Below are 14,466 nucleotides of genomic sequence, written 5' to 3'. Positions count from 1 at the left end.
CCCTGCCTGGCGTGGGCGGCCGCTTCTTGAGTCTTGAGCAAGGAATGCGACCATGAACAGATGGCTTCGCCCGCTGCGTCGGGCACGCTTGAGTGTGTTGTGCTGGATACCCTGCGCCCTTCTCCCCCTCGCCCCCGCACCGGCCATTGCAGCCTCGGACACCCAGAGCTGCGTCAGTCAACTGGTGTTCGATCCCACCAGCGGCGGCTTCCTGCCGGTGAACAACTTTGGCACCGAGCAGGACTTTCTCAATTGTTTCGGCTGGCAGTTGTTCATCGCCATGAACTGGCCGGTCAATCCCGGCTGGCCAGCCGACCCGAGCCTGGCCGGTGAGCCGGACACGCAAAGCACCGCGGCCCAGTTCGGCGTACCGCCAACGTCCGGCCAGCCGATGGGCAATGCCCCGGTGTGGGCCAGCTATAAGGATGCCAGCGAGATCTTCCTGCCCGGCGCCCCCAAACCCTCGGGTTGGGGCGTGGAAACCCTGGTGCCGTCCAATTGCACCGCCACCGGCAACCTCAAGGCGTTTGCCACGGGCGCGCGTAAATTCATGGCGGCCACGTCTGAAAGCGCGATCAACCGCAAGCACCGTTTCCATTTGTCCAGCGGCACCCAGGTGACCTTGCCGGACTCAATCATGGAGGCTTCCGGTGGCTGGCTTACGGACCAGTCGGGCAACCTGGTGTTTTTCGAGCGCAAGGTCGGCAAGGCCGAGTTCGATTACATCGTCGATAACGGGCTGTACGACGCCGCCAACCAACTGATCGTGGCGCAGAACAGCGACAACCGGCACCCCGCCGGCCTGTCATTGCCCGCCGGCAAACTGGTGCGCGAGCTGCCGGCCAAAGCACTGCCCCAGGAAGAACTCGGCGCCCTGGAACTCAAGGCAGCCTGGCGCGTACTCACCAACAAACCCCAGCTGTATGGGCGTTACCTGACCACCGTCGCCTGGCTGCAGCGCCCCGACACGCTGCAGTGCACCCAGGAAGTGGTGGGGCTGGTGGGCTTGCACATCATCAACAAGACCCAGACTCAGCCGAACTTCATCTGGACCACCTTCGAGCAGGTCGACAACGTGCCGGACAACGGCACGGCTGCGCCCGAGGGCTACAGTTTCAACAACCCGACCTGCACCGGTGATGCCTGCACGCCCAACGTCGCACGGGTGCAATGCGATGCCACCCACACGCCGCCCGACTGCACGCCCCTTGATCAGCCGGTGCAGGCCACGCGGGTCAATGCCACGCCCCAGGACCTGCAGATGCTGAACACCGCTGTGCAGCAGACCTTCGCCCAGAAGACCCAGGGCCAATCGGTGTTCCAGTACTACAAACTGGTGAATGTGCTGTGGTCCAAAACGCCTAACGCGCCCAACGATCCGGGCCCTGGGCCCAACGTGAAGGTGCCGCTGTCCTATGGACCGTTTGTCAGCGACCAGAGTGTCGTCGTCGCCAACACCACCCTCGAAACCTACGTGCAAAACAAGAACTGCAACGACTGCCACCAGTACGCGGCGATTGCCGGCGCCTCCCAACTGACGTCGGACTTCTCCTTCCTGTTTGGTAATGCCGATTCGGCGAAGAACGCGCGCCTGATCAAACGCATCGAGGCGTTCAAGACCCTCAAGGACAGCCCGTAATCGCAAGCCCAACACAGGGCGAAAATGTGGGAGCGGCGGCGCGACTGGCTCGCTCCCACACGGCCTTCAAACGCCTTACAAACTGATCTGCTTGCGCTCCTCCTCCGTCAGCCGTGCCCGCGCTTGTTCACTCAGCGGCCCCGCGCCCAGTACCTGCACCGGGCTGTCAGGGTTGTAGCCGGAGGTTTTCTGCGCCGGTGCAGGCTCCTGCGGCAATGGTTCGTTGCCCAGGCTCAACACCTCAACCGTCATGATCGACGGCCGGCCCTGCTTGGCCGCCGCCTGCTGGCTGCGCGCCGCGTCTTCCGCCGCCTGGGACGCCGCCGCCCCCGCCGCGCTGGCCGACGTCATGGCGTTGGTGTTGACCGCAGCAGACACCGGCACCCCGGACGACTTGCCCTGGCTCTGGATATTCGCCGCGTTCACGACACGCAAGGCGGCGATGTTGACGTTACCCGACACACGAATGCCCGCTTCGCCCGCGTCGATGGTGCCCAACGGCGCGATCAGGTCGATGTCCCCCGCCGGCACTTCCGGAATCGGGTTGAGCGTGGCGATCCCCGCACCGGTGCTCGGCACGGACGGCGACAGGGCCACATTGCCCCAGTTGTCATAGACACGCTTGGGCGGTGTGTACACCACGGTGGTCTTGGAGCCTCGACCGGCGTTGATGTCGCCCTCGCTGGTCCAACCCATGATCGAACCCCCGAAGGTGGTCATGATGCGGCTCTGGCCGAGCAGGATGCTCCCCATGGAATAGAGCTGGATATCGCCGGCGCCTTGGGTAATCACCCCCGCCGTCGACGGCGGCGCTTCGCCCTCGATGCCGAAGGTCTGGCTGCCGCCTGGGGTGAACATCTGGATCGAACCCCCGAAGTTGGTGTGCACACCCGAGCCGCCGAACAGTGTGATGTCGCCTGTGTAGGCAATCGGGTTGCCGGCCACGTCCTTGTCCGGGAACAGCGCGGCAATGGCGGCACGACCACGCAGGTAACTGCCCTGGCGCACGCTGCCGTCAGTGTTGTACTCACGCCCCGCGGCCTTGAGTTCGGCGAAGTACAGGTCGCGGGCGAACACCCGTTGCTGCTCGGCGGGCAGTGCCGCGTAGTAGGCGCGTGCCTGTGCGGTATCGCCGACAAAACCGAAGCGCTCGGCGAGCCAGGTGACCAGTTCGTTTTCGTACGTCTTGGCGACCTTATTGCCTTGAATCGACTCGCCAGGTTGCGCCAGGTTGACGGGGTTCAGGTACGCCTCGACGAAGCGCAGGTAATCCGGTCCATGGGGGCCGACACCTGCTTGCATGACGATACTCGCCCCAGGACGGTTGTCCCCGGCCAATAGGGGCCCAAGGCTGGTCACGCTGGACTCACCCAACGCCCCGGAACCGCTCAGGAGGATATTGCGTCCCGCCGACAGCTCCAGCAGGCCGGGGCCAGCGACCTGGAAGTTGCTGTAGAGAATGTCGCGTCCGGCGGACACCACGGAGATGTCGTTAGGGTTGTCGTGAATGATCAGGTTATCCTGGGTGCGCATGCCTGCAACAGCAAGCGAGTCCTGACCGAAGCGCCGACCGCTGCTGACAATATCCCGTCCAGCCATCATCCATACCGATCCATTGCCCTCATACCAGGTCTGGCCTTCGTGCAAGCTGCCCACCGTTGTACCGAACGCAATCACTCGGCCACTGCTGACCCCAACCAGATCGCCGTCAATCGCGTAGAAACGCGCAGGTTCAGCACTGCCACCGGGTGACAGCGCAGCCGTACCCGGCCCGAACACAAATAACGGCTGGCTACCCGAGTTGCCGTTGACCGACAGGTTGCTGGCCTTCACCGCGTTACCGATGCGGCCCTGATACGCCGGATGCCAAGGGGTCGCCGTGGTGCTCTGCGCCGTCCCGGATTGGCTGACGGTCATGCCGCCGGCGTAGATCGAGTCCTGGGCCATGAACTGCAGCTGGCCGTTCTCGCCGGGCGCCAATAGCAGTGGGTAGGTGTAGTTGTTGTCGCCGTTGGCCTGCGCCTGGGCCGCTTTACCGTAATACAGACTGCCGCTGGCGGCCGTAGCCCTGACGATCGACGGATAGACCACCGCCAAGTCGGCCGTCGCGTCGGATCGGCTGAAGGGCGTCAGGTTGCCGCCCAAGGAAAACAGGTCGATCGACGTGCCCTTGGTCCACAGTGTGAACCAACTGGTACCGGTGCCCTGTTCAGCCCCTTGAGCGAAGGGGGACAGATGGGAAAGCACGACTCGCCCCGGGTCTTCGACGTTCTGCACCACCAGGTCACCCAGGGTCTGCAGGTTGAATGTGGCGTCACCTGGCACCAGGGTCATCCCGCCGCGAGCCACCCCACGGGTCGCGACCAGTGGATCGTATGCACGGGTTTCGCCGGGGCTCTGGACGCCGGCGACACTGCCATACATCACGTCGACGCTGCCCACGGTGGCACTGCGCAACTGCACGTCACCCCGCAGGTTGACCAGTACACCATCGCGATGGTCACCGCTATCGGCGACGCTGGCCGGGTTCAGTGCCCCACCGATGCGCACACGCAGATCGCCGCCACCGGTCAACTGCAGGCTGCCATCGCTGGCGACACGGCCCGTACTGCCCACGGCCAGCACCAGGCCCTGGCTATGCGGGTTCGCCTCGACATGTTGGGTGCTGTAGCCCAGCGTGTTCAATACGCCGGCGTTGCCGCTGACATCGACATCCACGTTCCCGCCGCCGAGGGCACCGAAGCCGGTAAAGCCGAGCAGTTTGTCCGCCGCCGTCGTCGCGGTGTAACTGCCGAAATTGATCCACCACGCCGTCGGCTGGGCTTGCCCGCCTGTCGCCACGTCGCTGCTGCCCTGGCGCCACAACCAGTTGCCGACGGCCGCCGAGTCCACGCCGGCATCCCGTGGGTTGGGTCGCGCAGGGTTCAAACCGGTGACGCTGGTGATGTTGCCGGTCAGGTCGCCGCCGACAGTCAGCGTCAGGTTGCCCCCGGCCCCCGGGTACCAGGCACGGTAGATGCTGGTGGGCGAACCATTGACGAACTTTTCAAAGAAACTGCCGGTGTCATTCAGCACGGTTTTGGCCGCAGGGTCAGCGCCTGCCGGCTTCGCCTTGGGCAGGTTGTAAGGGTCGCCGGCAAAGGTGCCGGTCGACGAGGTGCCGGCCGTGTAGACGCCGTACAACGAATCCATGCTCAGGCTGCCCGCACTCAACAGCTCAAGGTCACCTGTGCCGGTGCGGATGACGCTAAATCGCGTGCTTGAGGGTACGGCGGCGTATTCCTTGTCTGCCTTCAGCAGGCAATAGTCCGGAGCAGTGGCACACACCTCCTCAACCGAGGGGTAACCGATACTCTGGAAAAAAGCATCGGTCATTTCGGTGCCGACGACGACGTTGATCCCATTATTGGCCAAATCATCCGCGGCATATTGAGTAAACACATACGTCACCTTGGGCTTGCAGTACTCCGGCGTTGCGGCACAGAAGTCCTCGATTGAACCCAACCCGAAGCCGTCGAGTACCGCCTGGTCAATCGGGTCGCCCTCCTTAACGACCACCCCGGCAAATCCCATATCAATCACTGCCTGGGCGGTCCAGGTCTGCACACCTTTGGCCGGCATTTCCTTGGCGAACATGCCGTAGTGGTTATCCGCCAAGTGGATCTCACCACTGCGCGGATGGGCTTGCAGGATACGGCTGTCAGCCGCCTCGGTGTCGGCGCCTGCCACCAGACGCAACGACCACGATTGAGTACCTTCAGCCAGCATCGGCGAGATCGCCCATACCTGGCCGGCGGCGCCGGAAACGCCGACGCGCAATTGCACCGACGTCGCCCCGTTGGGCAACTTCACATCGGTGCCGGCGGGGATCAACCCGCCTTTTGGCAAGGCCTTGTTGCCGCTGAGCAATACGCTGTTATTGGCCAGCGTTGCACCGTGCACGGTGGGCAACGGCACCCCTTTAGGCCAGGTCATGGCTTGCAGGCGGGTGCCCTCGGTCAACAGCATGCCGGCGCCCAGTTGTGTGCCCGCCACCAGGGTTTGCGCCTGGCTGAGCAAGGTGCCGGCGGCGAACAGCAGGTTACCGCTGCCATCGCGCACATCGGCCGACAACACGCTGCCAGCGGGCAGCACCAGGTCCTGGGCCAATGTCGCGACGACCGGCAAGCGCGTGCCGGCAGCCACCGTCAAGCCTTTGATCGGCAAGTCGTAGTTAAGCGTGGCTCCGGCCGGGAAGGCGGTGCCGTCCGCCAGGGTCACACCGTTGCCCGGCACCACGATATTCCCACCACTGAAATCGACACCCGGCAACAGCACCCAGCCTTTGTCATCCTCGGACACCGGCGGCTTGGCGAAGCCGTCGTTGATGCTGCCGTAGATATTCAGGTCGCCGCCGGCGCGCAGGGTCAGGCTGCCGGACTCGCCGGAACCATAAATAGAGTTGTCCTTCTGACTATTGGGGTTGAGGCTGGCATAGCGGTAGCCGGACAGGTCCAGATCACCCTGCACCACCAAATCGCCGTCCGGGGTCTTGCTGACGATTTCCACGCCAGGACGCAGATGGAAGGCATCGGCATAAGTGGCGTTGTTCAACCCGGCGAGCTTGTTGTTCAGCAAGTTCAGGTTGCTCTTCGCCGCATTGATAAACGCCTCGCTCAAGGCGTGCTTGCCATCCAGGTAACCCTGGGTGATCTCCTGATACGGTCTGCCGCTGGCGGTCGGGTCGGTTTTTTCCGGCGCATCGTCGTAGGTGGCCATGCCGTTGAGGGTTATCGAGCGTGCGCCCTGGACAATCAGGCGCCCGCTGGCATCGATATTGATGTCATTGCTGCTGCCGTCCGGGTTGAACAACCGAGGCGCGTTCAGCGCCAGGGTGCCGCGATTGCGCCCATCGTTGCCCGCCGCGCCGTCGGTGCCATGGCGCAGGTCGATGCGCACGCCATCGGCCAGGGTCAGTTGGCCGGTGCCCGACCCCAATACCACACTGGCGCGGTTCGGCGCGTCGATGATCTTGCCGTAGCTGTCCACCCGCAGCTTGCTGCCATGGGCGTCGAGTACCGCCGTGCTGTCCAGGGTCAGGCCATTTTTGCCGGCCAGGTTGATGCTGCCGACCCGCTCGCCGCTGGCGTCCACCAGACCTTTGACGCGCAGGCTGCCATTGTCCACCGACACACTGATGGTGCCGGCCTTGAGCCCGTTGCCGATGGTCAGGTCACCCTGCTTGAGCTGGAAACTGCGCGCACCGAAGACTTCGCCGTTGTTGAGGCGCTGGTTGAGGTCGGCGAACTGTTGGTCGAGGGCGCCGCTGCTGCCCAGGCGTTGCGCCTGGATTTCCACGGTGCCGGCCAGGTACGGTATTGAGGTGCCGCCGGCCAGGTAGTGGCCGCTGCTGCTGCCGAGGATCTTGCCTTGCAGGTCGACGATGCCCCCGGCCGCGTCCGTTGCCACAGCGCGCAGCTTACCGGCCTGGTTGTGCTTGGCGGACAGGTCGATGGTCGATCCCGCCGCCTGCAGAATATTGCCGCTGCGGCTGTCCAGCAGCACGTCGCCGCCCCAGCCGTATTGGGTCACGTCGTTGAAGGGGATGGCGCGACCGGCCACGTCGATCAAGGCGTCGTCGGTCAACACCACATCGCCACGGGCGCTGAGGCTGACTTTGCCGCTGGGCAGCACCACCGCACTGGCCACCCGAATGCTCTCGCCTTGCAGCGACAGCTCGGCACCCTGGCCGCTGGCCGTGCCACGCGGGCCGGCGGACGCGCCGATATCAATCGCACCGCCCGCCTTGATCACGTTCACCGAGCCGGCTTCACCGGTCATCAACGGCGTACGAATGGTCAGGTTGCCGCCGCTGTACTGAAAGCCGCTGACCGGGTCATACGCGCCCTGGCGCTGATACACCGACAGGCTGCCCTTATGGTTGGCCGTGATGCGCTCGCTGGCGTTGAGAGTGACATTGGCAAAGCCCAGGGCCAGACGGTCGAAGCTTTTCACGTTGCTCGGCTGGCCAAAGGCGCCATAACCGAACTCGATCCGTTCGGCGTTGACGTCCAGGCGCCCGCTGCCGGTGCCCGCGCCACCCGCTACCACCGCGCCCGGCGCCGTGATCGCGCCCAGCCAGATCAGGTTGGCGGTGTGGATCGACGCCACGTCGTTGGCCCCCCCGGCGCCGTACAGGGCCGGGGTGGATAGCATCAGGTTGCTCAGCAGCGATTTGCCGGTGAGCGGGTCATAGGTGTCGAGTACCGCATTACCGTAGAAGTTGAATCCGTCGCGGGCCGAGAGCTGCAGGGTTTCCAGCGCCGGGGCGCCGAACTGCGTATCGCCGCGCAGCAATCGATCCAGCAGTGCCTGGCTGAGCGTCAGCCCGGTCGGCAAGCGATTCGCCGCCGCCGCTGCGGCCAGGGCTTCGGCGCTGCCCAGATTGAGGGTGCTCACGCCCAGGTTCAGGTGACGGGTGCCGTAACGCACCTGTTCGCCGAGCTGGAAGGTGCTGTCGGTCAGGGCCACGATGCTGCCGTTGGAGTACAGCCCGGTCTGGCCACCGCACACCCCACCGCTGCAGGCACCGATATTGATCCCCTGGCTGATCACACTGCCCACCTTGGGCGCACTGATCACGTTGAGCAGGCCATTGGACACCGCCAGCGTGTTGGCCACCTGGTAGATATAGCCGTCACGGGCATCGTAGCTGGCATTACCGCGCCCCAGGGTGTTGATCGAAGCCCCCTGCGCCACGATGATCGAGCCGGTGTTACTCACCAGGAACACTTCCGGTGCCGCAAGGGTTGCGCCATTTCGCAAGATCACGTTGCTATCGGCGCGATTGACCCCGTTCGCCAGGTAAATGAAGTTCCCGGACTGGCCGTACTCCACAACCGTCATTCCACCCACCACCAACCGCGAAGCCCCCAGCGCATTCAGGCTGTCGGCGTTGAAGGTGATGCCGGCGAACCCGGCTGTCGCCGACTGCCCCGCGCCGACCACTTCGATCCCTTGGGTACTGCGGTCGATCACTGCCACCGTGCCGCCATACCCTCCCGATGCGGCCCCGAAGCGCCCGATGCCCTGGAACGAGAAGGCCTCGGCGCCGTCTCCCGGACGCAGGGCCAGTTTCAAGGTCTTCGCATCGGCCTCCAGCATCGGCCGTGGCACGCCCAACCTGGCCGCATCGGCCCTGGCGAACTGGGCGTAACGGGTTTCGTTGTAGTCGGAATAGCGGCGCAGGGTGTCGGCCGAGGTCAGGGTCAATTGGCTGGCCACGCTGTTGCTGATCCCGGTATGGGCGATCGACAGGTGCCCGGAAGTGGCCCACGAACCGTTGCGCATCAAGGTGGTCGCGGTCCCGCTGCCCTGCCCGGCCAGGCCATTGATCTCGACGCGGAAGGCACCTGGCATCAACGCGTAGGTCGACGGCATCAGCGTGTAAGTGCCCGCCGGTAAACCGGGCACACCGGCGCCGATGGTGATCTGCTGGCCGACCAACGGCGTCACGGCCCCGCCCTCCGCCGCGACCGGCGCGGCGCCTGGCTGGATCCCCGGCACAATCGCATAGATCGGGTTGGTGGACAGCCCCGGCAGCACGAACCCGCCATTGGCACCAAACTGCACCAACGGGTTGTAGCGCGCATCCGTGGAACCACCGCGCCCTGAAACAAAGCCGGCACCCAGCAAATCGCCTCCGCCGGACAAGTCTAACGTGGCGTCAGGCAACACACTGATCGTCTTGCCACCGAGGATGACCCCGACATTCAGGTCACCTTCGCGAGTGACCACGCCCCCCTGACCGATAAATTTCACCGTCTTGCCGTTGTATTTGTAGACCTGGCCGTCCAGCGTTCCGCCATAGGGCAGCACCAGGCCTTTGCCACTCACCGACGTCAGGCTGCCTGGCAACAGTTGCACAACGCTGCTGCCCATGCTGCCGATATCGATCAACCCCAGGGGCGCGCGCACCACGCCACCTTGGCGCACCGTGGCCGCGCCCAGTTGCAGGCGGCCGAACGCCGAATAAGGGATAGGCGCGTCGGCACTGCCCACGCGACCGATGGTCAGCGTACGCAAGGGATCAAAATCCAGGTCAAGGGAGGTGGTGGTCGACTGCCCCCGGTAGCCGGCGATGACGCGGGCACTGACTTCAGTGGCCGGGTACAGTTGCGCGGCGCGCAAGGTCATATCGCCCTGGGTCAGCAACTGCGTGCTGACACCGGTAATGATGTCATTCTCGGCCGCACCGGCGAGAAAGCGCAGGTCGCCCTGGCTGGTCAGGTTGACCTGGTCGAAGCCCCGACGCTCAAGGCTGGCCTGGCTGTTGTCCGCCCGAAACACGTGGCTGCGGTTACCGAAGATGACATTGCCGCGCACGTCGATCAGGCTGCCGGTGGCCGTCAATTGCGCCTCGGTTGCCTGCTGGGACGGGGCCGGCAGCACCGGCACCGGTCGCACATAGAGGTCTTTGCCCGTCTCTTCAGGTGCGAGGAAACCCGCCAACAGCAGGTGCGGCGCGGACAGGTTGATGCGCGAGTTGCCTGCTGCATTGTCGCTGAGGCCGTATCCACGGCTGTACAGGCGCAGGCTCTGGCCCATGTTCAAGGTAACGTCACCGTCAAAGCTCAACAGGCCGTTGCTCAACAGCGCCAGGTTATCGAAACCACCCGCGCTGACTTGATCCACACCCAACCGCCCCTGCCCATACGCCAGGCTCGCGGCAGCGTCTTCAGCAGTGCCAGCCAGCGCCGTCGGTTGATGCGCCTGACCCAACACCAGTTCACGCACCTTGAGGACGCGATCGGTGACAGATGCCTTCTGGTAATACGGGGTGTCCAACGCCACGTTGAGACTACCGCCCGCCGCACCGGCGCCCCCGGCCCTGGCGACAAAACTGCCCTCTAGGTACAAGCCGTTATTGGACGCCAGCGTGATGCTGCCGCCATTGCTGGCCGCTTGCACAGCGCCTTGCCCCGGCACGTTTATCAGGGCTTGGGTGCCGGAGGCCTCCAGGCGCGCGCCGTTACGCACCACCACGAACAAATCACTGGCCTTGGCCAGGCCGGTGTTCAGGTCGAACGTGCCGCCAATGTTGAGGCTGCCGCCGTCGCGCACCAGGCCATAAGTGCGCCCACGGTTGTCCACCGCCGTCGCAGCCCGTGCCGAGACGTCGATCACCGCCTGCTCGCCGACCCAGATCGAGCGGCCATGGCCGATGGCATTCACCGCTTCAGAGGCGCCCGTCGTCAAGCCGCCCAGGCTCACGTTGCCGCCCCAGGCATTGAGCGTGCCGTCCATCGTCAATTGGCCGACGCTGCGCAGGTTGATCGCCTGGCCGGGGTCCACATGGATCACCGCGCCCTGGCCGACGGTGAGCGCCGTGGTCGCCAATTGCGCGGCGGTGGAATTGACATGGCCGGCGGTGAGGCTCACACCGGCGCCCCGGCGTTGGGTCAGCACGCCTTTGGCAGCGTCTTCCTGATACAGCGGCGGCGTCCAGCGTTCCAGTGCGGTGGCAGGATCGCTACCGGTTGGCATACCCGAGGCCTGTGCGCCTAATCGAAAGACCGGCAGGCTGACGTCGACCTGAGTACCGTCGGTGACGATCAGCCCTTCATTGCCGGTAATGTCGTAGGCCGAGAAGCCCTTGTTGAAGAAATCACCGGCCAGTTTCAGGGTGTCGCTGCCCACCGCATTGGTGCTTTCGCCGATCTGTACTTTATGCGCCTGCAACGCCAGGGTGCCGCCGCCGTTGACGCCATAGCCGCGCACGTCACCCTCCAAGGCCAGGGCACCCAGGGCGCCTAGGGTCACATTGCCGCCCTTGCCGCCCGTGAGTTTGCCATCCACGCCGAGGGTGCCCCCGGAAGACGCATCCACGACACTGCCGGCGGCCAGGTTCACATTGCTGGCACTGCGCAGGGATACCTTGCCGCCGTTCACATAGGCCACACCTGCGCTGGCGGCCGGGTCCAGGGCCAGGTTATTCCAGCGACCGCTGGTGTCCAGTTTGACGCCGGCGGCGACGTTCACATTCGAACCACCGGCCAGGATCGTGTCCGTCACCTCGCCGGCCTTGAGCGGGTCGACCTGGCTGAGGATGTTGCCGGCGTTGACACTGCCGCCGTGGGCGGTGAGGTTGGCATTGATCTGCACACCCGGCCCGAACAAGGTGATATCGCCACCGTCCGCCACGCTGAGCGCCCCATTGACGTTCACCTGTTGCTTGGCAGCGACTTTGACCGCGCCCAACCGGGCGCCATTGAGCTGATCGCTGTCGAGCAGGATCTTGCCCTGGCGATCGGACGGCAGCACAGTGCCCAGGTCCAGGCCGTCGGCGATTTTCTGCGTGTTGCTGTCGATCAGCACCTGGTCGGACGTACCGCTCAGGGCATAGCGCAGCGTGCCGGTGGTTTTGTTGTAGACCGGAATGTATTGGCCAATGATCAGTTGCGCACGCTGGGCCCTGGCTTTCTGGGATTGCTGGTAGCCGTCGAGGTTGATCGTCGGTGCCTGGGTCTGGCGATCACCCTGGAACACATCACTGATCACCTGGCCTTCCAGTACTGCGCTGGAGGTACCGATGACCAGCTTGCCGGCATCGCGGCCCACGGTGTAACCGGCTTCATAGCGGCGTTGGGGAGCGATCAGCGGGTTGTAGTAAGACTCGGTCTGGCCCCAGCGGACGCTGGTGTCTTCATAGCCCTTGTAGAAACCGGAGTAGAGAATGTCGCCCGGCGCTTTCGACACCTCATACAAGCGGCCATCCGGGCCCTTGAGCCAGGTCTGCTGAATGTAACCAGCCTGCACATCCACGGTGCCGCCCGACAGGTTGATCTGCGCGCCCTTTTGGGTCACCGCCTCCTTGCCGGTAAAGGTCACGGTGCCGCCCTGGGCCATCCATTCGCCCACCGAGTGGCCCTGGGTGCCGAGGTAGCCGCCCACTTCCAGCAAGCCGCCGGCCGTGTACCAACGGTCGGTGGCGTAGCCGTTGGTGCCGGCCGGCACGAACACCAGCTCGCGCAGATCGACCCACACATCATTGTTGATCAGTTGCCCACCGTCGCGGTTGACCGGCGCATCGCGCTGCTCATTGCCCTGCACGTTGATCTTGATGGCGTTGGACTCCATCGCCACCTTGACGCCGATGGCACCCGACACGTCGATCATCGCGCCATCGCGCACCAGGCTGCGCTGGCCGGCGCTGACCGCTACCTGGCCGCCGGTGGCCAACGTGATCGAGCCCTTTTGGAAGTCCACGGTGCCGCCGCTGACAATCTCGATGCGCGACTGATCGGTACGGTCAACCACAGCACTGAGGTTATTGAACTGCCCGGTGATCAGGTTGGCGGGCGTGCCGTCGAGCTTGATCAGACCGTTGTCTTTCTGGCTGTTGAGGGCCGTGCTGCCGCTGGCGTCGAGCAGGACCGCGGTGGTGCTGCCTTCGCCCAGGGTCACGCTGCCGCGGGTGTCGCTGGCGGCGTTGAGCAAGTGAATCGTGCCGCGTGTATCCACCGAGGTGCTGGCCAGGGCCACGCCGTTTTGTTGCACCTGGTGGCCGGTCAGGGTGATGTCGCCGGTGGAGGCCATGATCAGGCCGCTGTTGGTGACGTTCCCCGCGGTGCTGCCGGCCTTGAGGCTGGTCGCCACTTCGTTGCCACGGGTGGTGGAGCGGTCGTTGCCCGCCGTACCGACGCCCTTGCGAATGTAAAAGCTGTCGCCGGCCGCCAGGGTGGCCTGGCCCTTGGCAGTGATGATAGTCCCGGCGTTTTCCACTTCGCTGCCCAGCAACAAGGCATAGCCGCCTGAGTCCGTGGAGGTAGCGGCAGTGTGCGTCTGGATCAGCGCGCCGCGCTGTACTTCAACCTTGCCCGCCGCGTCGGTGAACGTGGGCTGAGTACCATTGGTGTCGACGTACAGCCCGCGCTGGGTGAACTGGTCGTCAGTCATGGTCGCGGCCGCCGCCACCAGGTTACGCACGTTGACCTGGCTGGTGCCGCTGAAGACCACACCGTTACGGTTCATGATCATCACCGTGCCGGCGCCGTTGATCTGGCCTTGAATTTCGCTGGGCCGCGCATTCGGGTCATTGACGCGGTTGAGCACTGCCCAAGTGGACTGCTGCTGGAAATCGACGGTGGTATTGCGCCCGACGTTGAAGGTTTCCCAGTTGAGGATCGCCTTGTCGGCCGTCTGCTCGATGGTCACCGTGGTCTTGCCGCCGGATTGGCTCTGGATCGGGCCCTTGGCGTTGGTCCAGCCCTGGGTCAGGCTGTTATCGACCTGCAGGCCGCCCTTGCCCAAACCGTCTGGGATGTTCGAGACCTGACCGAACGCTGCCTGACGCCCCGCCGCTTGCGCCGCCTGCTGAGCCGCAATCGCCGCGACGCTGGTGTTCAACGTGCTGATGGAACGCGCCAACTGCTGCTTGGCCTGTGCCTGCTGGTTCAGCGAAGGAATTCCGGGCACCTGGCCGGCACCGGTCCGCGCGGCCGTGCTCGCCTGGGAAGCGCCCTTGTCGGCAAACCAGCCGGAACTGAACGCCGTAGCCGCCTGGGCATTACCGGCCACCATCAACAAGGCGATGGCCTGCGCCAAAGGCTTGAGGCGCAGGACGGTCACTGGGGCTTTGAGGTTAACCGGTGTTTTGCAGCGGACCATCGGGACTCTTCCTTCTTTGTTATCGCCTGGGAGCAAGACAGCCTCACGTATGAGGGTTAGGCGGTTGGCAAGGCGCGGGACTGAACTTCTGTCATGGAAAGTTCATGCAGGGCTGTTAACGCAAAAAAATCAGCAACGGCACAGGCCGTTGCTGATCGGTAGTGCGGGTCGTGGAAGCT

Annotated in this window: 2 protein-coding genes; one reads left to right on the top strand and one right to left on the bottom strand. The window is 64.5% G+C overall.

Annotated features, from left to right (window positions below; translation table 11 throughout):
* Positions 1-52 precede the first annotated feature (52 nt).
* Positions 53-1,639, top strand: a complete 1,587-nt coding sequence (locus PF1751_RS10775; RefSeq protein ID WP_044286997.1) for a hypothetical protein — start codon at positions 53-55, stop codon at positions 1,637-1,639.
* Positions 1,640-1,714: 75 nt separating this feature from the next.
* Here the strand turns inward: PF1751_RS10775 and PF1751_RS10770 are convergent, their stop codons facing one another.
* Entirely contained in the window at positions 1,715-14,287 is a 12,573-nt protein-coding gene (locus PF1751_RS10770; RefSeq protein WP_044286996.1) for a filamentous haemagglutinin family protein, read from the bottom strand.
* Positions 14,288-14,466 lie beyond the last annotated feature (179 nt).

The organism is Pseudomonas simiae (assembly GCF_000934565.1).
Taxonomy (GTDB): Bacteria; Pseudomonadota; Gammaproteobacteria; order Pseudomonadales; family Pseudomonadaceae; genus Aquipseudomonas; species Aquipseudomonas simiae.
Note: the sequence above shows the minus strand (reverse complement) of the source record. Positions and strands in the feature narration are given on the sequence as shown.